The following is a 24132-nucleotide window of genomic DNA, read 5'->3' on the forward strand; positions in this document are numbered from 1 at the left end:
CGCCGACCCAGACCCCCGATGAAGCCGCCGCCGCCGACAGCGGGCGAAGACCAAGCGCGCCTTGAAGGCGGCCGGTTGGACTGCGGCCGAGGTTGCGGCCGAGTTGGTCGCCTTGGAGTCCGTCCAGACCTGAGCGGTACCGCCGCCTGATCCCCGCTGAGCGCGTAACGGGTTCGCTGGCCTTCGGTGCCTTGGCCCGTGTGGTTCTGGCGACCGCCAAGCTTCCCGAGGAACACGGGGGCGGCTGCATCCTGGTGCGGGCGAAGTCCAACCTTGGCCCTGACGCGGGCGGGTTCGGCTACCACCTCGACCTTACCGCGCTTGCCGAGTATCCGGGGATCTCTGCAACGCGGGTTATCTGGGGCGAGGTCCTGGAGGGGAGCGCGCGGGACTTGCTGAGTCGAGCGGATGCCCGCGCGAACCCGGACGAGCAGAGCGCCCTAGAAGACGCCAAGGGGTTCTTGTTGGCGATGCTCGCGGACGGGCCGGTAGCGGCGAAGCAGATCAAGCAGGAGGCGAGCGAGGCGGGGCACGCTGAGCGAACCCTGAAGCGGGCGAAGTCAGCACTAGGGATTATCGCCAGCAAAGGCGGGCTCTTGGAACACTGGGCGTGGTCGCTCGCCGAAGGGGGCCAAAGGTCAAACCAAGAACCCCCTTGGCCCCCTTCGGGATGCACTGAAAATCCTTTACGTAATCAGTGACTCACGAACGCAACAATGACGCCAAAGGCGCGAAGGGGGCCAAACTCAGAGTTTGGCCCCCTTCGGCTGTTACACCGTCAACCCTGCGCTAAAGGATACACGGAAGTGAACTATTTAGACCGCTTGCACGAGACCAAAAAAAATCTGGAAAGGCCGGGTCGCCCTACTGACAAAACTGACAATACCCCCCACGGGGCGAGTTTTGGCAGTTTTGTCAGTACCCCAACCGGCCCTTCTCAGAATTTCAACGGGCATCGGATCGACCCCACCGCCGACACCCAGGCCCGCCGCGGCTGGCTGACCGGAGCCGAGGCGATTGATCGGGACCGCCTATCGGGCACAGGAATTGCGCCTACCGCCAGACAAGGACTTGGTAGAACGAAGCAGACCCCATGCCCGATAGGGGTTGCCTATCGACCGGCGCGCACACGAACCGCGAACCCACTACTCTGCGGACGGCGCCTTGTCGCTCGCCACCGACGAGACCCCACGCGCGCGGGGCTGACCGAGGGGAAATTGCGGGGGAGCCCCCACAATTTGACCGGCCCCCGCGCGGGGCTGACTCGCTTTTGAAACGCGGGAAAACCGCGTCCGGACCTGGATCCACAACCTCGCGGAGCCCGAGATCGAGGCCCTACCGCTGAGCGGCCCACCCAGGGCACGCCGACGGTTCGCCTTGGTGTCCATGCCAAGGTCCGGGGCAACCTCCCAGGGGCACGCGGACGGCTCGCCCTCGCCGACCGGTGACGATGTGACGGTTGTGACGGTTGTGACGGTGGATTCAGCCGTGGACTTGCGGGAGCGCAATATTTCCGACGCCGCCGACACCGGGGCCAAATCTGGCCCAGCACCACCCCGCGTTACCGAAAATTGCTTACACCTGCGCTTACACGAACGCCGGGCAAACAAAAAGGGCTTACTGATTTCTCTGTAAGCCCTTGTTTTATTTGGTAGCGGGGGCAGGATTTGAACCTACGACCTTCGGGTTATGAGCCCGACGAGCTGCCAGACTGCTCCACCCCGCATCTGAGACGCCTACTATAGCGAAACTCACCCAGTGCTGCAACTTTTTTTTCGCGATACGCGCTACAAGGTCTTCAGATACTCAACCAGTGCCAGCCGTTGTTCGACCGACAGGGCATCGCCAAACGCATGTCCCCGGTTGCCGTATCCTTTGCCGGTGGTGTCGTAGATGCGATTGCGCTCGTCCCAACTCATGGCCGCGGCCTTGCCCGCGGTCAGGACCTCATGATCCCACCCGACCTGCACGCGGTCGTAGATCGGTTGGTCCCCGGCGGTCCGCTTGAAGCGCCAGTAAGTCGGCCGCGCGCGGCTGTCGAGCAGGGCCGCCAGGGTCGGCACCGAGTCATTGTGCAGATAGGGCGCGGTGGCCCATACCCCATCCAATGGCGGCGCCGCATAGCCCAGGGCCGGGGCGGCCTGGGACAAGGCGCCATAGAAGGACTGCTGGAACCAGGCGCGAAAGCGGGCGGAGTCGGCATAGCCGGCTCGCGCCAACGCTGGATCTGTCCCCACCTTGCCCAGAGCAATCACCTGATTTGGGTAGCGCCAATCCTCACCATAGGTCCCATGGCAGCGCTTGCAGTGCGACTGGAAGACCGGGTAACCCCGTTCAGCCAGCGACCGATCGATGGGATAGGGATACTTGGGCGACGGTAGCTCGGCCAGGTAGGCGCGTACATCCGGCGCCCAGGCGTCGATCGCCTCGGCTTGCGCACCCGTGTCGGTACAGATCGATGCGACCAGCATCATGAAACGCGCATGATCCCCGCGCCCTTCCCCGCTGTAGAACAACGCGTGCTTCTTGCGCAGCGTCCACCAGGGCGGCACGGCGACCGGCAGAGGTTGCCTGGGCGGCGGTTCGATCAGCGGCCGCTCCGACCAGGCCAGGGTCGCGGGATCGCGATGCGCCATGAGCGCGGCGGTCAGATTGCCGGCCGAGTTCACGCCGATGGTGTCGGTCATCATATAGTCGGAGAGCGTGCCGATGCGGTCCGCCCAGCGCCGCCACTCGGCCCGCGCGGCCCGGCCCTTTACATACGACCCGGCGGACTCAACCGCGACCAGCGGGTCCTGAGTCATGTCCAGGAAGGCATTCCCCAAACCCATGACCAGTTGACCGTCAAAGGTCGCGGCATGACAGGTGAGACAGTTGGAGGTGACCAACTCGACCCCGGAAGCCGACTGGTACGCGGTCAGCATATAGGGCAATGCCGCATTGCGCCCGGCGCGCCCCGGAAATTGGGGGCCGCTCTCCCGCTTGGCGGAGCCGATCGCCTTCACATAACCGCTGTAAGGGAAGCCGCAGGTCACCACCGCGCGGTTGAGCAGCGCGTCGTAGCCCTTAGCCGGGTCACCCGGACGTTGCGGGTAGGCGGGCACCGGACCCACCGCGGACCGATAGACGGTTTGCCCCGCAACCGACGCGGTTTCAGGGTCGCCCGAATCACAACCGACGAGAACCAAAGCCGCCAGCAGCACGGCTGGCCGCCACTGCCGGGGGCCTGGGCCGCCGGCGGACCTGGTTGCGGCCGCATCGCAATAGCCCTGGGGCGCGGGCCAGCCGCGGTCAATCGCTTGCATCCGCGTAACGCTGCGACAGCTCCGGCATCAGCGGATCAGCCCTGCCCCCCGGCCTTACGATACTCGGCCAGCGCCTGCGGCAGATGCGCCTTGAGTTGAGCAATGCGTTTCGCATCCAGCGGGTGCGTGCTCAGAAACTCCAGCGAACCGCCGCCGCCCTGGCGACTGTTGTAGGCTTGAAAGCGCTGCCAGAAGGCGACCGCCTCGCGCGGATCATATCCGGCACGGGCCATGTACAGCAGACCGATGCGGTCCGCTTCGGACTCCTGGGTCCGCGAATAGGGCAGCAGCACCCCCACCTGACCAACCACGCCATAGGCCTGCATCGCCAGATCCTGCGTCCCTCCCCCGTAGCCGGAGGCGCCCAGCGCCGCGGACAGGATCGCACCACCCACCTGCATCGCCATGCCTTGTGACATCCGCTCAGCACCGTGACGCGCGCTGACATGGGCGATCTCATGCGCCACCACGGTCGCCAGACCCGTCTCGTCCCGCGTGATGGGCAGGATGCCGGTATTGACTCCAACCTTGCCGCCGGGCAAGGCGAAGGCGTTAGGCGCCTTGTCCTCGAACAAGACAAACTCCCAGCGGGCGTTCGGCACCTTCGCCACCCGCGCGATCCGACGACCGACGCTTTGGAGTTGCGCATTCGCCTGCCGGTCCCGCGAGATCGGCGTCTCGCGCTTGGTCTTCTCGAATGCGCTCAAACCCAGTTGCGCCTCCTGGGCCGAGTCGATCATCAACAACTGTCGCCGCCCGGTCTCGGGGGCCGAGGCGCAACCCTGAAGCAGCAGGACCGTCACCAGGAGTGCGGCACCGCGAAGAGGACTGTACTTGAACATGGTTACTGGACTCCGGGACCCGATGGACTGACCCGACTGATGATCTTAGGTGATTTCCGGAACATCCTGTAGCGGTTCCGCCCGCCGCCGCTGCCCCGGACAGCGGCCGGAGTGGCGTCGCCGGCCGCCGGCCAGGCGCCGATCGCGCGACGATCGGAGTACGCTGGAGTACACTGTCAGTCCGGAATTCAGACCTGGGTCCGCTACGGCCACGCGCCGGTCGACTCCTGGGAGTCCCTGGGATTCCTTGGGAATTATTGAGGAGTATCCAGACCATGTTGCACATCCCACTCGATTCGATCTGCTATATCATCGCCAAGGCCCGCGAGTTCCAGGCCAAAGAGGAGGTGGTGATCCCGGAGACGCCGTCCAGTCCCACGGAGGACTGGGCACTGCAAGTGCTGGCAGACCACAGTGGCGACTACACGCTCACCGAACTCATCGAGTCCATCGGCCAGATGAACCAGCGGCAGCGGGCGGAGCTGGTCGCGCTGATGTGGGTCGGACGCGGCGACTACGCGATCGAGGACTGGGAGAGTGCCGTCGACGACGCCATCGGCGACTACTCGGTGCGGGCCGCCGCTTACCTGCTCGCCCACCCCATGGTCTCGGACGACCTCGAAGAGGGGCTGATCGCCCACGGCTATTCCTGCCAGGATTGACCCGGAGACCGGTGCTGAACGCCTGATGCAGGTCGATCAGGCGATTTCAGGCCCGGTTGCGCGCCGTGTCCGGCAGCACGATATTCAGCTCCAACACCTCGTGGGTCTCTTCCTGCTCGTAATTGACCGAGACCGCATTCATATCCACATCCACATACTTGCGAATGACTTCCAGAATCTCCCGCTGGAGATTAGGCAGATAGGACGGGCGATGGCGCTCCGCCCGGTCATGGGCGACCAGGATCTGCAGCCGTTCCTTGGCCATGTTCGCCGAGCCCTTGGGCTGAGAGCTGCGGAAATAGTCAAGAAGACCCATGGCTTATCCTCCGAACAAGCGGCTGAAGAAGCCCTTTTTCTCCGCGTTGACAAAACGGTGCGGCAGGTCTTCCCCGAGGTACCGACCCACCGCGTCACCATAGGCCAAGCCCGCGTCACTCTCCCGGTCCAGGATCACCGGGACGCCGGCGTTGGAGGCATTGAGCACCGCCTTGGACTCGGGGATCACACCCAACAGATTGAGCGACAGGATATCCTGCACGTCCTTGACGCTCAGCATCTCGCCATTGTCGACCCGCGCCGCGTCATAGCGGGTCAGCAGCAGGAATTCGCGGATCGGCTCCTCATTGGCCTCGGCGCGCCTGGATTTGCTGGCGAGGATGCCGAGCATCCGGTCCGAATCACGTACCGACGAGACCTCCGGATTGGTCACCACGACCGCATCATCCGCGTAGTACATGGCCATGGTGGCACCATGCTCGATGCCGGCCGGCGAGTCGCAGACGATGAAGTCGAAGCCCTGAGACAGTTCATCGAGCACCCGCCCGACCCCCTCCTTGGTCAGGGCATCCTTGTCGCGGGTTTGGGAAGCGGGCAACACATACAGATTGTCGCAGCGCTTGTCGCGGATCAGGGCCTGATTGAGATTGGCCTCATGGTTGATCACGTTGACGAAGTCGTAGACCACTCGCCGCTCGCAACCCATGATCAGATCCAGGTTACGCAGTCCCACGTCGAAGTCGATGACGGCGGTGCGGCTGCCCCGCTGGGCCAGACCCATGGCGAGGGCGGCGGCGGTAGTCGTCTTGCCGACCCCGCCTTTGCCCGACGTGATTACGATAATTCTCGCCAAGTTACGAATCTCCTCTTCGGGTAATGCGGGGACCGGCCGGACCGGTGGCCCGCCGTATGCGCGTCAAATCTTCTCGATCCGCAGAATCTTCTGGTCCAGGTAAACTTGCACCGGCACGCCGCGCAGGTCGGCGGGGATGTTCTCACTGACGCGATAGTGACCAGCCACCGAGACCAACTCGGCCTGGAGGTCAGAGCAGAAAATCCGTGCCTCGGTGTTGCCCCGGGCGCCCGCCAGCGCGCGTCCGCGCAGAGGGCCGTAACAATGAATGTTGCCATCGGCCATCACCTCGGCACCTGAACTCACAGAGGCAATCACGGACAGGTCGCCTCCGGCCGCGTAGACGCGTTGCCCCGAGCGCACCGGCCGGGTGACCAACGTGCCGTTGATCGTACTCCCATGGCCAGGGTCTTGCCCCCCGGCACCAGAGTCCGCGCCGCCGCCGACGGGCTGATTGGCCGTTCCGCCGGCAGGTTTGGCCGAGCGGATGAATGCATCGCCCAGGATGGCCAGCTCCATCCCCTCCGCCGCGACGTTTTGCGCCTTGGTCCCGCCACGCACGCCAAATGGGATCATCCCGTAACCGCGCAGCAGGCCGACCAGCATGGGGAACTCGACATCCCCGGCACCATCCGGATAGACCGTCAAGTCGATCACGACCGGGGTATTGCGAAAGAAGTCCGGCGCCTGCTCGACCTTGACCCCGAGCTGTTCGGCGACCGCCTCCATATTGCCGTCCAACAGACGGATGATCGGCAGGGTGAAACCCGCCGCTTTGAGTTCGAATGCGGGGGATGCCTCGCCCCCTGACGATCTGGAATTCACTGCCATGGATCTGGGCACGGAGGTCGATGACCCCCTCGCTCTCCTGTTCTGGTCGGCGTCGGTTGAAGTCCGGTCTGGGCCAGGCTGGCCGCATTTGGGACGAAGCGGCAGCCGAAGCGACGGCGCTGGTAGGATCGCAATGCTAACCGCTTAGCCGGCAACGGGATAGTACCGATGCGCCCACAGGCACAAAGTTTCTTCGCCTCATCCGGGCGGCCACTGCAGCGGGCGTCCGCCCAGAAGGTGTAAATGGAGATGAAACACGGTCTGCCCCCCCGCCGCTTTGCAGTTGACGACTGTGCGGTAGCCGCTGTCGGCGATCCCGACCTGCCGCGCCACCGCGGCCGCGGCCAGGAACAGCTTGCCGATCAACTCAGCATCTTCCGGTTGCGCGTGATCGAGCGTCGGAATCGACTTGCGCGGGATGATGAGGATATGCACCGGCGCCTGCGGGCTGATATCCCGAAACGCGACGCAGTCCGCGTCCTCGTAGATCAGGTCGGCGGGGATCTCACCCCGGGCAATTTTGCCGAAGATGGTGTCGGTCATTGATCAGATGATCTCCGTGTGAGTGAGACTTGGTTAACGTTGAGCAGCCGGCCGCTTGTGCCGGAACGACGATCAAAACCCGTATCGCTGTTCGCTGCACGCTGGCCGCGCGGCTCACAGCCCGCGCCGTCCGGAGAACGCCAGTGCCAGGGTGCCGCCGTCCACATGCTCCAACTCGCCGCCCAACGGGACCCCGTGCGCGATCCGCGTCACCTTGACGTCGATCCCACGGGCGGATTCGGCGATATACTGGGCGGTGACGCTGCCTTCCACCGTGGGGCTGATGGCCAGAATCACTTCTTTGATCTCGCCCTCGCGTAACCGCGCCTCCAAGTCATCCAGCCCCAGTTCCTCGGGGCCGATCCCGCTCAACGGGGAGAGCCGACCACCAAGCACATAATAGAGGCCGCGGTAATCGGTGGCCTGCTCGATGGCGACGATCTCCGCGGGCTGCTCGACCACGCACAACACACCGGGATCGCGGTTCGGGTTGGAACAGAGACCGCACAGCGCGTGTTCACTCAAAGTCCGGCAGCGACCGCAGCGCTGGATACGGCTCATGGCCTCCGCCATGATCCGCGCCAGCCGGCTGCCGCCCTCCCGATCGCGTTCCAACAGGTGAAAGGCGATGCGTTGCGCCGATTTGGGACCGACCCCCGGCTGACAGCGTAGGGCGTCGATCAGTTGATTGAGCAGGGTACGCTCGGCCATGGTCGTGCCCGGTGATCAGATCAGGTTGGGTGGATCGGCTGGGATCACGCGCCGGCGCCTAGAACGGCAGCTTGAAGCCCGGGGGCAACGGCAAGCCGGCGGTCAGTTCCGCCATGTTTTCCTTTGCCTTCTCAGCGACACGCTGCCCCGCGCCATTGAAGGCCGCGGCGATCAGGTCCTCCAGCATTTCTTTGTCGTCACTCATCAGCGCAGGGTCGATCTCCACCCGCTTGACCTCGTATTTGCCGTTCAGGGTGATCTTGACCATGCCGCCGCCGGACTCACCGACCACCTCCTCCTGTGCCAGCCGCTCCTGGGCCTGTTTCATATCCTCTTGCATCTTCTGGGCCTTCTTCATGAGATCGCCGAGTCCCATCTTCACAATCGTACCTCCAGCAGTGGCGGTGGCAGCCCTGCGGCCAGATCGCCGGGTTCACGTAAAAAAGACCAGTCAGTCGAGGGGCTCGATCGAACCCGGCACCCACTGGCCGTCGAATTGATCACGCAGACGCGTCGCCGCCGGGTCGGCGGCCAGCGCCGTCTGAGCTGACTGCACGCGTTCGTCCTGTTCGCGCGTACGCCGCTGCGCCGGGGTCTCGTCATTGGGCCTGACGACCTGAATCTCCAGTCGTAGCGGACCGCCCAGGACGGACTCCAGCGCGGCGCGCAGGCGCTCCTCCGTGCCCGGCGAGCGCAGTTGCTCGGCGGTCGGGTCCAGGTTCAGGGTCAGTCGACCCTCACCCAACCCGATGAATCCGCAGTGGTGGGCCAGCTGGCTGGCGATACCGCCGACCCCCAGTCGGTCCACCAGTGCGTGCCAGTCGGCCGTGCAGGCCAGCGGCGCCGGCCCCAGGGCTGGATTCACCGGCCGCGCCGCCGACCGGGGGCCGCCCCGATCGCCCGGCGGCTGGATCACCGGCTCATCGGCGGCTGCTGGACTGACCGAACCGGCCGCGGGAGATGCGCCAGGCGCCGGGGCCCGAGACGGCCCGGCCGGACGTGCCGGCGCCGCGGCCGGGCGCACCGCGCCCTCGGCGGGTCGGAAGGCCAGGGCCCGCAGCAGGACCATCTCCAGTCCCGCGCGCGGGTCCGGAGCCAAGGCCAGATCCGGCTGACCGGTCAGTGCGACCTGGTAGTAGAGCTGCAGGTCGGCCGGATCGAGGCGATCGGCCAAATCCGCGATCCGCGCACGCTCCGGGTCATCCGCCGGAACTGTTCCCGGCACCTGCTGGAACAGGGCCAGGCGATGCAGCAGGCCGATCAACTCGCGAAGCACCTCGCTGAAATCGGGGGTCAGGGCGCCGAACCGATCCACCTCGGCCAGCACCCGCTCGCCGTCGGCGTCGGCCAGGGCCTCCAGCAGGTTGAAGGCCAGATCGCCGCCCACGCTCCCGAGCATGGCGCGCACCTCAGTCTCGATCACCCGGCCGCCGCCGTAGGCGATCGCCTGATCGAGCAGACTCAAGCCATCGCGCATACTGCCGTCAGCGGCCCGTGCCAGGAGCGCGAGCGCGCCGGTCTCGAACGCGAGACCCTCGGTCTCCAGCACGAACTGCAGACGGGCGCGAATCTCCTCGGGCAGCAGCCGCCGCAGATTGAACTGGAGACAGCGCGACAGCACCGTCGCCGGTACCTTCTGCGGGTCCGTGGTGGCGAGGAGGAACTTCACATGGGGCGGCGGCTCCTCCAGGGTCTTCAACAGCGCGTTGAAACTACTGTTGGAGAACATGTGCACCTCGTCGATGAGATACACCTTGTAGCGGCCGCAGGCCGGCGCGTAAGGAACATTCTCAAGCAGTTCGCGGGTTTGATCCACTTTGGTGCGGGAGGCCGCATCCACTTCCAGCAGGTCGACGAAGCGCCCCCCATCGACCTCCCGACAGGACGCACAGACCCCGCAGGGCGTCGAACTCACACCCTGTTCGCAGTTGAGCGCCTTGGAGAGAATGCGCGCCAGGGTGGTCTTGCCGACCCCGCGGGTGCCGGTAAACAAATAGGCGTGGTGAAGTTGATCCCGATCCAGCGCGTTGCTTAGCGCGCGCACCACATGCTGCTGCCCCACCATGTCGGCAAACGACTTGGGGCGCCATTTACGGGCGAGCACCTGATAGGTCATGCGCGGTGGGACTATAGCCGGGTTGAGCGGTGATTGGGACGCAGTTTAACCGATGCGTGACCGGCCCGTACCGCGGGGACAGTGATCCAGCGCCGCGACAGCACGGCAACCAGTGAGCGCCGATCCGTCGGGACCAGCAATGGCGCAACGCACATGAGGGGCGGCGGCCTGCGCCAGCCACACCCCGGCGCCCGCTTCCACCGCTGCGGCTGCTCCCTTCCAGGCCTGACCGGGTTCACGGTTTTGCGTCGCGGGGGGACCGACGCCGACCACCATTGATCAAGCGCGCGGACCGCCGAGTTCGGACCGAGTCTGCGGGTTACCCCGCGCTCGGCACGCAGAGTAACAAAGACCACGCACCATGACAAACCGGATGCTCGCGAAGCTCCGGCAGCAAGTCCTCGAAGGCCGCACGTTCGAAACTGCACACCTGACCACGGCGATCCTGGGCCGCGCGGGTTGCGCTCCGCCGCGTGCCCCCCCACCTTGCGGCTATCTTCCCGGAACCTCATCCCCGTCATGCTGCGAAAACTCCTCCCTTTCCTGATTCTGGCCTTAGGTATTGGCGGTTTCGTCGCTCTGAAGGCGACCCGTCCCCAGCCCGAGCCGGTGGTGCCCCAGGAGCGGGTGTGGCGGGTGGAGACGGTGACCGTGACCCCCGCGGTGCACAGTCCGGTGCTCAATCTGTTTGGTCGGGTGGAAGCGCCGGACCGCGTGCGGGCCGCCGCCCCGGTGGCTGGCCGATTGCTGGAAGTGCGGGTGCGCGACGGCGATCTGGTCGCCCAGGGCGACCTCCTCGCACGGCTGGACCCGGCGGATTTGGAACCGCGACTGGCCCAGGCGCGCGCCGAGTTGACCAGAGAACAGCTGCGGCTCACCCACGACCGCCAGGCACTGGAGCAGGAACGCGCCCTGCTGGGCCTGGCCGAGGCGGCCTTGGGACGGTCGGAGAAGGTCCAGTCCCGGAAGCTCGGCACCGCCAGCGACGTGGATTTGGCGCGCGAGCAACTGGCGCGCACCCGGCTGGCCGTGACCTTACGCGAGCAGGCGATTGCCGAGCACCCGGCGCGGCTGGCGGCGCTCGAGGCCAAGCTGGCCGAGGCCGAACGCGATGCCGCCCGCGCGCAGATCCAGGCGCCATTCGACGCCCGCATCGGTACGGTCGAGGCGGGCGCCGGGGATCAACTGCAACCTAACCAGACCATCCTCACGCTCTACCCGGTGGATGGCCTGTATCTGCGCGCCAAGATTCCGGGCAGCCGCGGCGAAGAACTGCGCGCCGCGCTTGAAGCCGGTCAGCGCCTGACCGCCCGCGCCAACCACGCGGGCCGGCCCTTCTCGGCGGTCCTGGCGCGTCTCGCCGGCGAGGCGGACGCCCGTGGGGTGGATGCCCTATTGAAAGTGGAACCCGGTTCCGACCTGCCGCTGGGGGCCTTCGTCGATCTGGTTCTCCAGCGCCCGGCCATGCCGGACACCATTGCCCTGCCCTTCGCCGCCCTCAACGGCGGGTCGCGGGTCTTCGCGGTCAACGAGGGACGGCTGCAGGGGATCATGGTCGAGCGAGTCGGTGAAGTCATGGAGCACGGGGCCAGCGAGGTCCTGGTCCGCGCCGCGGGTCTGGGTCCCGGCACCAGGGTGATGATCACCCATCTGCCGAACGCGGTGGACGGACTCAAGGTCCAGGAAGTGCCGGAGCGCAAGACCGCTGCCGCCCAGCCCCAGACCGGCAGCGCGACCGCTGATCGCGCGGAGCAGATGCGATGAAGCGCGGTCTGATCACCGTCTTCGCACGCCACAAACTGCTCGCCAACCTGCTGACCGTGTTGGTGTTCGCACTGGGCGCGATCGCCCTGACCCGGATGAACATCCAGTTCTTCCCGAACTTCGCACTGGACATCATTTCGGTCCGGGTGGTGTGGAGCGGAGCCTCCGCCGAGGATGTCGAGAACGGCATCATCATCCCGTTCGAGGAGCGTCTGAAGACGGTCGATGGGCTGAAGAAGATGACCTCGACCGCGACCCAGGGCATCGCCAACCTGTCCCTGGAACTCAAGGAGAATACCGACGCCCTGCTCGCCCTGGATCAGGTGCGACAGCGCGTGGACGAATTCCGCAACCTGCCCAAGGACGCCGAAACCCCACAGGTCAGCCGCGTTTCGCGCTATGAACCGGTGGCGCGCGTCCTGGTGTCGGGGCCCAGCCTGGCCGACCTGCGTCCCTGGGTCCGCCAGTTCGAGCGCGAACTCCTGGCGCGCGGCATCGATCGGGTCGACATCTCCGGTCTGCCGGAGGAACGCATCGCCATCGAGGTCCCCGGCCGGACGCTGGAGACGCTGGGGCTGTCGCTGGACGGCATCGGCCAGCAGGTCGGCCGCCTCGCCCAGGATCTGCCTTCCGGCCTCGCCGGCGAGGCGGACGGGGCACGCGAACTGCGCGGTCTGGAGCAGCGCCGCGACCCACTGGCCTTCGAGGATCTCAATATCGCCAGCGACGACCGGGGTCTGGTGCGCCTGGGCGATGTCGCGACCATCGTACGTGAGGCCCGCCCCGCGGCCCTGACCCTCACCGAGGTGGAGACCGAACGCGCCCGCTCCCATGGCGCCGTCACGGTGGAACTGCTGATCCAGCGCGCCGAATCCGGCCACTCGCTCCGCGCCGCCGAACGCTTCAACGCCTGGCTCAAAGACACGCGCCCGACGCTGCCGCCGTCGATTCAGCTCACGGTCTTCGACGAGTCCTGGCAGCTCATCCGCGACCGTATCGACCTGCTGGTCGACAACGGCCTGCAGGGCTTTACCCTGGTGCTGATTCTGCTGTTCATCTTTCTGCCCGGCCGCGTCGCGCTCTGGGTGGCGATGGGCATCCCCACGGCATATCTGCTGGCGCTGACCCTGCTGTGGGCCTTCGGCGGCACCATCAACATGATGAGTCTGTTCGCGCTGCTGCTCACCCTGGGCGTGATCGACGACGATGCCATCGTGATTGGCGAATACGCCGAGTCGCGCTACCGCATGGGCCTGCCCCCGGCGGAGGCCGCCATCGCCGGTGCCAAACGGATGTTCTGGCCGGTGGTCGGCTCGGCCCTGACCACCATCGCCGCCTTCCTGCCGCTGATGTTAGTTGGCGGGATCATGGGTAACATCCTGGGGGACATCCCGTTCGTCGCCATCATGGTGCTGATGGCCTCGCTGATGGAAGTCTTCCTGATCATGCCGGCGCATCTGCGCTCGGCCTTCAGCCATCAGGTGCAGCAAGTGACCCCGCGCTGGCGCAAGCGCGTGGATGCCGGGTTTGATTACTTCCGCGACCACCTGTATCGACCGGTGGTGGTAGCGTCACTGCGCTGGCGCTGGACCACGGTCAGCACGGTGGCGGTGCTGATGATCCTGTCGGTCGGGCTGCTGGCGGGCGGGCGCATCGCCTTCGTCTTCTTCCCCACGCCGGAAGCGCAGATCGTCTTCGCCAATGCCACCTTTGTCGCCGGGACCCCGCGCGACCAAAGCGCCGCGTTCCTGCGGGAGATGGAGGAGGGCCTGCGCGCGGCCGAGCGCGAACTGGGCGGCGGCCTGGTCGAGGCGGCGGTCGCGCGCCTGGGCGCCACCGTGGCGGTGGATGTGGGTGCCGGGGCGCGCGGCGATCAGCTCGCCTCGCTCCTGGTCCAGTTGGTCCCGTCGGAGGACCGCACGGTGCGCAACGAGACCCTTCTGGCCAAGTGGCGCGCGCAACTCAAGGTTCCGGCCGGCATTGAAAGCCTGGTCATTTCCTCGCGCCGCTCCGGCCCGCCCGGCCGGGACCTCACGGTGCGGCTCATCGGCGACGACGCCCACCAGCTCAAGTCCGCCGCCCTGGACCTGGCCCAGGGGCTGGAAACCGTCCCCGGCGTGTCGGACATGGTGGACGACATGCCATTCGGCCGCGAGCAACTGATCTACCGGGTCTCCCCCGCCGGTCAGTCACTGGGCGTCACCACGGAACTGTTGGGCCGGCAATTGCGCGCCGCCTTCGACGGCTATCTCGCGCAACTGGTGCAGGTCGGTCAGGACGAATTGGAGGTGCGGGTGCTGCTGCCGCGGCATGAGCGCACCCGCCTGGACGCCCTGGAGCAATTGAACATCCGCGTGCCGAGCGGCGCGTTCGTGCCGCTGGATACGGTGGCCGACTGGGAGAGCCGACGCGGCTTCGAGGCCCTACGCCATGCCAACGGCCGCCTGGCGGTCGAGGTTTCGGCCGACATCAACCGTGCACTCAACACCCCGGATGGGGTCAATCAGGCGCTGGAACGCGACCTGCTGCCGGATTTGGTGGAACGTTACGGGATCAGCTACAGCTTCGAGGGCCGCGCCGCCGATCAGCGCGAGACCCTTGGAGACATGCGGCTGGGACTCTACATCGGCCTCGGGCTGATCTATCTTATCCTGGCCGCGGTCTTCTCCTCCTGGGGCTGGCCCTTGGTGGTGATGACCGCCATCCCGCTGGGCCTGATCGGCGCCATCTTCGGCCACTGGATTCTGGGCATCGACCTGACCCTGCTGTCGATGTTCGGCCTTTTCGGTCTGGCCGGCATCGTGGTGAATAACGCCATCATCCTGGTCAGCATGTATCAGGAACTGCGCACCACCGGTCTGGACGTCGACCGGGCCCTGGAAGAAGCCGCCTGCTCGCGCCTGCGCGCCATGCTGCTGACCTCGGCCACCACCGTCGTGGGCCTGGGTCCGCTGATTTTCGAGACCAGCCTCCAGGCGCAGTTTCTCATTCCGATGGCGGTCTCGCTCGCCTTCGGCATCACCTTCGCCACCGTGTTGGTATTAATCTTCACCCCGGCACTGCTCTCCCTGCACGAGTCGGCGCATGACCGCATCACCCGGTGGTTCGCCCCGCGGCCAACGCCGGAGGCCCAGGCAGAAGGAGCCTGACACTGCCCCCGATCCGCCAGCCCGATCAACACGCCTGAGCACGCAGGCCCCAGCAACCCGGACGCCCCATGCTGCAGATCATCCGCTCAAACCGCGTCGAGTCGCTCCTGGACCAGCTTGCGTATCGGCTCCGCGACGCGCCGCTGGCCTCGGCCTTCACACCCGAACTCGTGGTGACACCCAGCCCGGCCATGGCGCGCTGGGTCAACCTGGGCTTGGCGCGAGAATTGGGGGTGGCGGCGAACCTGCAGTACCCCTTGCCGGCGTCCTTCGTGTGGGGCCTTTCCGCCGCGTTACTCGACGACCTGCCGGAAACCGACCCCCTCGCCCTGGATCGCATGGCCTGGAAGGTCTTCGCCTTGTTGCCGACCTTGGTGCCGGAGTTGGCCTTCGCGCCGCTGCTGCACTATCTGGGGCAGGACACCCAGGGTCTGAAGCGCTGGCAGTTGGCGAGCCGGATCGCGGACGTCTTCGACCGCTATCAGCTCTACCGGCCGGAGCTGATTCGCCGTTGGGGTCATGGCGATGAGGATGACTGGCAGGCCCTGTTGTGGCGTCGATTGACGGCGGGGGTGGAGCAGGGACACCGGGTCGCGGTGATCGACCGGCTGCTGGAGACCCTCGCCGGGTGCGGACCCTTCGCCGGGCTGCCGGAGCGGGTCAGCCTGTTTGCAATCTCCAGCCTACCGCCGCTGCTGGTGGAGGTCATCCACGCGCTGGCGGAGCACACCACGGTGGAGATCTATATCCATGCGCCGACCGACGCCTTCTGGGCCGACCTGATATCGCAAAAAGAACTGGCGCGCAAACGCTTGGAGCAGCCGGACGAGGCCGACCTGTGGGAGGTCGGGAACAGCCTCCTGGCATCCTGGGGTCGTCAGGGTCAGGCCTTGCAGGATCTGCTGCTGTCCCACGAGACGAACCTGCACGAAGTCGACGCTTTTTCCGAACCCCTCACCCAGCGCGATCCCGCGGACCATCCCCCGACCGAACCCCTCCTGGCCCGCCTGCAGCGGGATATCTTCACCCTGCGACCGATTGCGGCCCATGAGGAACGGGAGGCGATCGATCCGGACGCGTCAGTCCAGGTGCACCTGTGTCACAGCCCCCTGCGGGAGTGCCAGGTGCTGCACGATCAGCTCCTCGCCATGCTCGACGCGGATCCGGACCTGCGCCCGGAGGACATCCTGGTGATGGTGCCGGAGATCAGCGGCTATGCCCCCTACATCGAGGCGGTGTTCGCTCAGGATGGTGCGCGCGAGCGCCCCTACCTGCCTTGGAATCTCTCGGACACGTCAATCAAGGATGAGCACCCGCTGGTCCTGATCTTCCTGCAATTGCTGGCGCTGCCCGACAGCCGCTTCTGCCGCTCGGAAATCCTGTCCTATCTGGACGTGCCCGAACTGGCCGAGCACTTCAAGCTCGACAGCGCGTCAGTGGCGCAGATCAAGACCTGGCTGGCGGAGGCCAACCTGTGCTGGGGACTGGACGGGAACCACAAACGGCGATTGGATCTGCCCGCCGCGGAGGAGAACACCTGGGCCCAGGCGGAGCAGCGCCTGTTCGGCGGCTATGCGTTGGGGGCGGGTGACCTGTTCGACGGCATCGCCCCCATCGGCGGCATTGAGGGGGCCAAGGCCGAGGTGCTCGGTCGTTTCTGGCGCCTGTTGTCCCGACTGGCCGACACGGCGGACCGGTTGGCGGCCCCACGCACCGCCGCGGCTTGGCAGACCTGCATCGGCGGCTTGCTCGGCGACTTCTTCGGCGAACGCGACGATGAGGCCGGCCGGGTCCAGCGCATCCGCGACGCGCTGGCGGACCTGGCCGAGCAAGCGGGCGAGCTGGAGGAAACCCTGTCCCCACCCCTGGTCCGGACCTGGCTTCAGCAGCGCCTGGGGGCGGAGAGCGGACATGGGCGCTATTTCAGCGGCGGCGTGACCATTTGCGGCATGCGCCCCATGCGCAGTCTGCCGTTCAAGACCATCTGCATTCTGGGGCTGCACGATTTGGCCTTTCCGCGACGCGACCGATTGGCCGAATTCGACCTGATGCGCAAGAACTGGCGGCCAGGCGACCCCCGCAAGGCCGACGAGGACCGCTACCTGTTCCTGGAGACCCTGCTGTGCGCGCGCCGCTGTCTGTATCTCAGCTATGTCGGGCGCGACATTCGCAAGAATATGGAACGGCAGCCATCCGTGCTGGTGCGTGAATTGCTGGACTATATCGACCAGCAGTACCGGGTCACCGGCGGCGAACCACAGCACACCCTCAGTCAACGGTTGACCCAGGTCCACCCCTTGCAGCCGTTCAGCCCGCGCGCCTTCGCGGCGGGCCGCGGAGGCTACGATGGCTACTGGTGCGACGTGGCCCAGGCCATGCAGCGGCCAGTCGATCCGACCCCTGGGAACGCAACGGTGGAGTCGGCGGGCTGGACCTGGACACGCCTGCCCCAGGCCCCGGAGCGGATGCGGGAGGTCACGCTGATCCAACTGGAGCGCTTCGTGCGCCACCCCGTCAAACACTTCGTCAACAGCCGACTCCAGGTGTATCTGGGTGAGGATGCGCCCACGGACGACGCGGAACCCTTCGCAGTCGCCGGCTTGCCGAGCTTCGGCCTGAAACAACGACTGGTGGATGATCACCTGCAAGGTCTGACCCCCTCGGCGCGGCGGCTCAGTGCCGAGGGTGCGCTGCCACACGGCGGTTTCGCCGAGTTGGTCTTCGCGGAGCAGGAGGCGACGGTTGCCGCCCTGATCGCGCAGTTGCATGACTACCGCGGGCAGCGCCCAGCACAGGTGGCAGTCGACCTGGTGCTCGATGCGATCACGGATGGGACAGACGATGACCCAGGTCCGCGCCGACTGAGCGGCCAGATCAAAGGAATCTACCCGGACCTGGGTCTGCTGCGCTGGAAGCCCAGTGGCCTCAAGGGTGCGGACATCCTGGGCCTGTGGCTGAATCATCTGGCCTGGTGCGCAAGCGCGGATCCGGGCGCCAAGCGCAGCACCCTCTACACTACGGGCAAACGCTTCGTTATCCACGATGCGCTGCCACCGGAGGCGGCGCGCGCGGCCCTGCGGGATTATCTCAACTGGTATTGGGAGGGCGTCCATCGACCCCTCTTGGTCTTGCCCAAGGCGAGCTATGCCTTCGCACGCACGCGCCTGGAAGGCGGTCGGGGCGATCCCCTCACCGCCGCCTACAGCGCATGGAACGGCAACAGCTTCAACCAGATCCCCGGCGACCAGGACGATGCCTACATCCAGTTGGTCAGGCGGGGCCTGGCGGCCGACCCACTCACCAGCGAGGCCTTCGCCCAATTGGCCGGGGCCTTCTATGACCAGGCACTGACCTGCGGAGCGCTGCTGTGAGTTATCTTCCGCTCGACACCCCCGCCGTGCTCGCGTTCCCGCTGACCGGTATCCAGCTCATTGAGGCCAGTGCCGGCACCGGTAAGACGTACACCATCGCCAACCTTTATCTGCGTCATATCGTGGCGGGGCGAGCGGTCGGTGAGGTGCTCGTGGTCACCTTTACCAAGGCTGCGACTGACGAACTGCGCGGACGCATCCGCGCCCGGCTATTCGAAGCGCTGGAGTGCCTGGAGCATGGCCGCCAGACCGCGGATGCCTTTCTGACGGCCCTGCTCGCGGCGATCCGCGACCAAGGACAGGAGGTGCTGACGGTCAAACGCCTGCGACTCGCGGTCCGGGCCATGGACGAGTCCGCCATCTTCACCATTCACAGCTTCTGCCAGCGGGCACTGACCGAGTTCGCTTTCAACAGCGGTCAACAGTTCGAGATGGAGGTGCTGACGGATGATCGGGAGTTATGGGATCAGGCCGTGGCGGACTGGTGGCGGCGCACCGGCTACCCGCTCGACCCGGCACGGTTGCGGCTCTTCAGCACCGGCCTGGGAAGCCTGGAGGCCTTCCGAAGTCTCTTGGTGCCGCTCCTGGGTGCCCAGGAACGGCAACTGATCCCCGATGTCGGCCCCCTGGAGGCCGTGCTCGATCGTTTTGATGCCATGGTGCCGCGCCTGACATCACTTGCAACCCGGTGGCGAGCGGAATGCCACGAGCTGACGGAGACGTTGCTGGAGTCCAAAGGGCTGAGCCGGGCCCAGACGAGCCCCTATTGCGTCGCCAATCTGCAGTCGGCGCTCGCCGTCATCGACGACTATTTCGCGGCGGAACTGGTCCTGCCGCCGCCGGACGCCTTCGCGGTGCTGACGCCGGAAACCATCACCGCGCACCGGCTGCGAAAGCCGGATCCAAACCTTGAGGCTCCGTTCTTCGCCGACTGCGGCCAGGTCTGGCAGGCGCTAAAAACGCTGAGGCGCGACCTGCGTGCCGCCGCCTTGGCCGATGCGGCCGCGTTCGCCACGACCAGAGTCAGGCGAGCCAAGCAACAGGCCCAGGTGCTTTCCTTCGACGACTTGCTGACCGAGATGTACCAGGCCCTCCAGCGGCCGGGCGACGCCTTGGCCGACTCCATCCGGCAGCAGTTCCCGGTCGCCATGATCGACGAGTTCCAGGACACGGACCCGGTGCAGTACGGGATCTTCCGCCGGCTCTACCTTGGTCAGCCCGAGCTCGGCCTGATCATGATCGGCGACCCCAAACAGGCCATCTATAGCTTCCGGGGCGGCGACATCTTTACCTACATGCAGGCCAAGGCGGACCTGGGCAGCGGCAGCATCTACACGCTGACGACCAACTGGCGATCCACCCCCAAAATCATCAACGCCGTCAATACGCTCTTTTGCCGGCGGGCCCAGGACGCCTTCGTCTACGGTGACACCATCCCGTTCGTGCCGATCGACCCGGCGGACAAGGAACACCGATTCTTGCTTGACGGGAACGAACCGCAGCCCGCCCTGACCCTCTGGACCCTGCCGGAAGAGCGCACGGCGAAGGGCGAGGCGAAACCGCTGTCGAAGGAGTCGGCACGCACGCGCTGTCATCAGGCGGTCGCCGCCGAGATCGCCCGCCTGATTGAGGGCGGCCGAGCCGGCCGCACCTGCCTGGGAACGCGGCCGCTGGAACCCAAGGACATTGCCGTGCTGGTACGAACCGGCTACGAGGCGGCGGAGCTGCGCCGCGCCTTGGCGGCACTGGGTGTCAACGCGGTCTCCGTGGAGCGGGAAGGGGTGTTCAAATCCGCCGAAGCGCCGGCCCTGGAGACACTGCTCCAGGCGGTACTCAACCCGCGTGACCGGGACCTGGCGCGTCTGGCCCTGACCTCTGCGCTGCTCGGCAAGGACTACGTGGAAGTCGAACGGGTCACCCACAGCGAGGACGATTGGGTGGCCTGGGTGGACCAGTTGCTCCAGTTCCACCAGACGTGGCAGCGCAAGGGTTTCATGGCCATGTTCCAGCAATTGCTGCACGGCCTGGACATTGCCCGCGCATTGAGCCGCGACGCACTGGCCGAGCGACGACTCACCAACCTGCTGCATTTAGGCGAACTGCTCCAACAAGCCTCCAAGGCCCATGCCGGGATGGACGCCCTGCTCACCTGGTATCGCCAACAGCAGAACGCGTCCGCGACCGATGAGACGGAGCTGCGCCTGGAGAGCGACGAGGCACTGGTGCAGATCGTCACCATCCACGCCAGCAAGGGGTTGGAGTATCCGGTCGTGTTCGTGCCCTATCTGTGGGGCTGTAAGCTCCGCAACCTGGACGGACTGCTCGGCTTTCATCAAGATCAAGTGGCCTGTCTCGACGCCGGATCGGACGACATCCAATCCCACCTGCTACTGGCCGAACAGGAGCGCCTGGCCGAGGACGTGCGCGTCGCCTATGTCGCCCTGACCCGTGCGGCGTCGGCGCTCTATCTGATCTGGGGCCGCGCCGGCTCGCGGGACGGACACGCCGGCCAGACCGCACTGGGCTACCTGTTGCACCCCCACCAGCAGCGCGACCGACTCGGGACCGAGCGGCCGGACGCCTTCGCCGGACTCGCGGACCTCCAACCGGACCTACGGGCCCTGGCCACCGCGGCGAGCGGCGACATCCTGCTCACACCACTCCCGGAACCGGCGGACAGCGGCCCCGGCGTACCAGCAGCGGCGGCCCCGCCCGCGCTCGCCCCGCGGCCCTTCGCCGGGCGGATCGCGAACGACTGGCGCGTCACCAGTTTCTCCGCGCTGACCCGTGATGTGCATTCCGGTCCGTCCGCACCACGCGACCAGTCGGCCGACGACTGCGCACTCGGCTTCCCGGCAGGCACCGAGGTCGGCTCCTACCTGCACCTGCTGCTCGAAAAGCTGGACTTCCGTACCGATAGCCCCTGGGGCGACATCGAGCAGCAAGTGCTGCGTCACAGCGCCCAGATCGCACCCCGCTTCAATCTGGACCATACACGCTGGGGCCAGGATGCGGCGACCTGGCTGGCGCAGGTGATCCGCACCCCGCTGGACGCGACTGGCCTGAGCCTGGCCCAACTCGGACCAGGGCAGCGGCTCAACGAACTGGAGTTCGACTTCGCCACCTATCCGGTCAATATCGCCGCACTCAACCGGTTGCTCGACCAGGCGGCAGGGCAGCCGCTGCCGCCCTTGGCGGTCGACACCTTCCAGGGTCTGGTCACCGGCGTCATTGACCTGGTCTTCGAACATCAGGGACGGTTTTACATCGCGGACTACAAGAGTAACTTTCTCGGCGGCCAGCTCGCTGATTACAGCGCGGACCGGCTGCGCGCCACCATGGTCGAGCGCCGGTACGACCTGCAATACCTGCTCTACACCCTGGCGCTGCACCGCTACCTGCGCCAGCGGCTGGCGGACTACGACTACGAGAGGCACTTCGGCGGGGTCTATTACCTGTTTCTACGCGGTATGCGGCCACCCACCGGCGCCCGCTTCGGGGTCTATCACACCCGGCCCGACCTCCATCTGGTGGAGACCCTGGACCGCCGGATTTTCCACTGCGATCCTGGGGATGCGCGATGACCGATGCACTGTACGCCCTGATGGAGGCCGGCCGCCTCTCGCCGCTGAGCTACTATTTCGCCCGCTTCGTCGCTCGCCGCAGCGGTGTCGACGAGGGCTCCGTGCTGGCGCAAAGCGCGGCCCTGGCGAGCATGCGTAACCTGCAAGGGGACGTGTGCGTGGACCTGGCCCGTTACGCGCAACAGCCGCTGTTCGACGCGTCCGGTGAAGCGTTGGCCACCATCCCGCGCGGACCAGACCTGGATACCTGGCTGCACACCCTGGCGCATGCCGACTGGGTGGGTGTGGCGAATGCGCACACGCGACTCGATACGCCCGATCGACCGGCACCGATCGCCCCGCTGATTCTGGACGGCCAGCGACTCTACCTAGGCCAATACTGGCGGTTCGAACAGCAGGTCGCGCGCGCGCTGCGCCAACGCATGACGCTGATCGACAACCTGGATTGGCCGCGGCTGGCCGTGGGGCTGGCGCGCCTGTTTCCCCCAAACCATGACGAGGTCATCCCCGCCGCGGTCGACTGGCAGCGGGTCGCTGCCGCCATCGCGGTCAGTCGGCACTTCGCCGTGATCTCGGGCGGACCGGGCACCGGCAAGACGACTACCGTGGTCAAGGTGCTCGCCCTGCTGTTGGAACAGGATCCGACGCTGCGCATCGCATTGGCCGCGCCCACCGGCAAAGCGGCAGCACGCCTCACCGAGGCAGTACGCGGCGGTAAAGGGCGGGTCGATGCCGATCCGCACCTGCTGTTGCGGGTGCCGGAGGAAGCAAGCACCATCCATCGACTCTTGGGCCTCGGATTCGATAACCGCGCCCGTCACCACCGGGACAATCCGCTCTTGATCGACTGCCTGGTGGTGGACGAGGCATCCATGATCGACCTCCCACTCATGGCGCGCCTGCTGGATGCCATGCCGGAACGGGCGCGCATCATCCTGCTGGGCGACCGCGACCAGTTGGCTTCCGTGGAGGCCGGAAACGTGCTCGGCGACATCACCGGCCACGGTCAGGAGATCCGCTACTCACCCGAGCAGGTGCGCTTGCTGGATCAGGTCGAGGCGGCATCTGCGGATCGGCTCCCCGGCGGCGGACAACCGCACTGCGCCAGTGACGCCGTCGGCCTGCTGCGCGTCAGCCACCGCTTCAAAGCGGACAGCGGCATCGGCGCCTTATCCCGCGCGGTGAACACCGGGCAGGGCGAGACCGCGCTGGACTTGTTCGCGGATCCCCGGTTCACTGACATCACCTGGCTGGAGGCAGGAGCCGAAGGACTCCACCCCGGCTGCGTCGACTGGGCCGTCCAGCGTTATGCCGACTATCTACGTCAGGACACCGTGGTCGGGGCGCTGCGGGCGTTCGAGCAAACGCGCATCCTGGCGGCCCTGCACCAGGGCCCGTTCGGCGTGGATGAGATCAACCGACTCATCGAGCGGCGACTCCAATCACAGGGTTTGATTCAGGGCGGGGACGAGTACCAGGGCAAACCCGTCATGGTCACCACCAACGACTATGAGGTCGGTCTTTTCAACGGCGACATCGGCCTGCTGTGGCGGGACGAGAACGGCGTACTTCGGGCCTGCTTCCTGCTCACCGACGACCAGGTGCGCAGCGTCTCGGTCCGACACCTGCCGGACCACCGCTGTGCCTATGCCTTGACGGTACACAAGAGCCAAGGCTCTGAATTCGCAGAGGTCCTGCTCGTCCTGCCGTTCGAGCGCAGCCAGGTCGTCACCCGCGAACTAATCTACACCGGGATCACCCGCGCCAAACAGCGGGTCAGCATCCAGGGCAACCGGCAGACCTTCCTCGCCGGCTGCCGCAACCAGGTCCATCGCAGCTCAGCCTTGGCCGAACAGTTGGGGTGGACCGGCGGGGGTTGACGGGCAAAAAAAACCCCCGCTCGCAGGAGCGGGGGTTTTCGGATAAGGCCCTGGCAGTGACCTACTTTCGCATGGGGAGACCCCACACTATCATCGGCGATACCCCGTTTCACTTCTGAGTTCGGGATGGGATCAGGTGGTTCCAATGCTCTATGGCCGCCAGGAAAAACGTCGGCAACGCCCGCGGCGTTGCCCGGATGATCGTCGTAAGCACACCTACAGTGCTTGGGTGTTATATGGTCAAG

At 66.2% G+C, this 24132-nt stretch carries 16 protein-coding genes, 1 tRNA gene, 1 rRNA gene and 1 other RNA gene; 7 read left to right on the forward strand and 12 right to left on the reverse strand.

The annotated features are described in order from the left end of the window. The first annotated feature begins 200 nt into the window (after window positions 1-200). A complete protein-coding gene (locus QZY03_RS07540) occupies window positions 201-701 on the forward strand; it encodes a hypothetical protein (RefSeq protein ID WP_295579730.1) in 501 nt (166 codons plus the stop codon). A 948-nt stretch (window positions 702-1649) separates the two neighbouring features. Here QZY03_RS07540 and QZY03_RS07545 read toward each other — a convergent pair. The 3 genes from QZY03_RS07545 to QZY03_RS07555 all read right to left on the reverse strand — a co-directional run bounded on the left by QZY03_RS07545 (window position 1650) and on the right by QZY03_RS07555 (window position 4147). Then, window positions 1650-1726, reverse strand: a tRNA-Met gene (locus tag QZY03_RS07545). Between the two features lie 61 nt (window positions 1727-1787). Further along, window positions 1788-3305, reverse strand: a complete 1518-nt coding sequence (locus QZY03_RS07550; protein ID WP_295579733.1) for a hypothetical protein — start codon at window positions 3303-3305, stop codon at window positions 1788-1790. 35 nt (window positions 3306-3340) lie between these two features. Then, the gene (locus QZY03_RS07555; protein WP_295579735.1) at window positions 3341-4147 is read right to left on the reverse strand and encodes a M48 family metallopeptidase; all 807 of its coding nucleotides are present in this window, start codon (window positions 4145-4147) and stop codon (window positions 3341-3343) included. A 275-nt stretch (window positions 4148-4422) separates the two neighbouring features. On the opposite strand from QZY03_RS07555, the gene QZY03_RS07560 reads away from it, so the two are divergent. Beyond that, window positions 4423-4809 (forward strand): DUF3775 domain-containing protein, encoded by a 387-nt coding sequence (locus QZY03_RS07560; RefSeq protein WP_295579737.1) that lies wholly within the window; start codon window positions 4423-4425, stop codon window positions 4807-4809. Window positions 4810-4855: 46 nt separating this feature from the next. Here QZY03_RS07560 and minE read toward each other — a convergent pair whose 3' ends face one another. From minE to ffs, 8 genes are all read right to left on the reverse strand, one after another. Continuing rightward, the gene (minE, locus tag QZY03_RS07565) at window positions 4856-5125 is read right to left on the reverse strand and encodes a cell division topological specificity factor MinE (RefSeq protein WP_295579739.1); all 270 of its coding nucleotides are present in this window, start codon (window positions 5123-5125) and stop codon (window positions 4856-4858) included. 3 nt (window positions 5126-5128) lie between these two features. Further along, window positions 5129-5938: a septum site-determining protein MinD gene (gene minD / locus QZY03_RS07570; RefSeq protein WP_295579741.1), complete on the reverse strand. Its 810-nt coding sequence runs from the start codon at window positions 5936-5938 to the stop codon at window positions 5129-5131. 63 nt (window positions 5939-6001) lie between these two features. Next, on the reverse strand, window positions 6002-6769 hold the full coding sequence (gene minC / locus QZY03_RS07575; RefSeq protein WP_295579744.1) for a septum site-determining protein MinC: 768 nt from the start codon (window positions 6767-6769) through the stop codon (window positions 6002-6004). Window positions 6770-6967: 198 nt separating this feature from the next. Further along, window positions 6968-7312, reverse strand: coding sequence for a histidine triad nucleotide-binding protein (locus QZY03_RS07580; RefSeq protein ID WP_295579747.1), 345 nt, complete (start codon window positions 7310-7312; stop codon window positions 6968-6970). 114 nt (window positions 7313-7426) lie between these two features. Next, the gene (recR, locus tag QZY03_RS07585) at window positions 7427-8023 is read right to left on the reverse strand and encodes a recombination mediator RecR (RefSeq protein WP_295579749.1); all 597 of its coding nucleotides are present in this window, start codon (window positions 8021-8023) and stop codon (window positions 7427-7429) included. Between the two features lie 58 nt (window positions 8024-8081). Next, window positions 8082-8399 carry a YbaB/EbfC family nucleoid-associated protein gene (locus QZY03_RS07590; protein ID WP_363168263.1) on the reverse strand — a complete coding sequence of 106 codons (318 nt, stop codon included), beginning with the start codon at window positions 8397-8399 and terminating at the stop codon, window positions 8082-8084. Between the two features lie 75 nt (window positions 8400-8474). Further along, entirely contained in the window at window positions 8475-10139 is a 1665-nt protein-coding gene (gene dnaX, locus QZY03_RS07595; RefSeq protein WP_295579752.1) for a DNA polymerase III subunit gamma/tau, read from the reverse strand. A gap of 168 nt (window positions 10140-10307) precedes the next feature. After that, window positions 10308-10404: signal recognition particle sRNA small type (ffs, locus tag QZY03_RS07600), an RNA gene on the reverse strand. A 254-nt stretch (window positions 10405-10658) separates the two neighbouring features. On the opposite strand from ffs, the gene QZY03_RS07605 reads away from it, so the two are divergent. From QZY03_RS07605 to recD, 5 genes are all read left to right on the forward strand, one after another. Continuing rightward, window positions 10659-11903 (forward strand): efflux RND transporter periplasmic adaptor subunit, encoded by a 1245-nt coding sequence (locus tag QZY03_RS07605; RefSeq protein WP_295579755.1) that lies wholly within the window; start codon window positions 10659-10661, stop codon window positions 11901-11903. After that, on the forward strand, window positions 11900-15052 hold the full coding sequence (locus tag QZY03_RS07610; RefSeq protein WP_295579758.1) for an efflux RND transporter permease subunit: 3153 nt from the start codon (window positions 11900-11902) through the stop codon (window positions 15050-15052). The genes QZY03_RS07605 and QZY03_RS07610 overlap by 4 nt, the downstream gene beginning before the upstream one ends. 68 nt (window positions 15053-15120) lie before the next feature. Continuing rightward, a complete protein-coding gene (gene recC, locus QZY03_RS07615) occupies window positions 15121-18423 on the forward strand; it encodes an exodeoxyribonuclease V subunit gamma (RefSeq protein ID WP_295579760.1) in 3303 nt (1100 codons plus the stop codon). After that, window positions 18420-22007: an exodeoxyribonuclease V subunit beta gene (gene recB / locus QZY03_RS07620; protein WP_295579763.1), complete on the forward strand. Its 3588-nt coding sequence runs from the start codon at window positions 18420-18422 to the stop codon at window positions 22005-22007. The genes recC and recB overlap by 4 nt, the downstream gene beginning before the upstream one ends. After that, a complete protein-coding gene (gene recD, locus QZY03_RS07625; RefSeq protein ID WP_295579767.1) occupies window positions 22004-23887 on the forward strand; it encodes an exodeoxyribonuclease V subunit alpha in 1884 nt (627 codons plus the stop codon). Before recB ends, recD begins: the two co-directional genes overlap by 4 nt. A gap of 48 nt (window positions 23888-23935) precedes the next feature. Here recD and rrf read toward each other — a convergent pair. Beyond that, window positions 23936-24051, reverse strand: a 5S ribosomal RNA gene (rrf, locus tag QZY03_RS07630). Window positions 24052-24132 lie beyond the last annotated feature (81 nt).

Origin of the sequence: uncultured Lamprocystis sp., assembly GCF_903933125.1 — a bacterium.
In the GTDB taxonomy this organism is placed as follows: Bacteria; Pseudomonadota; Gammaproteobacteria; order Chromatiales; family Chromatiaceae; genus Thiodictyon.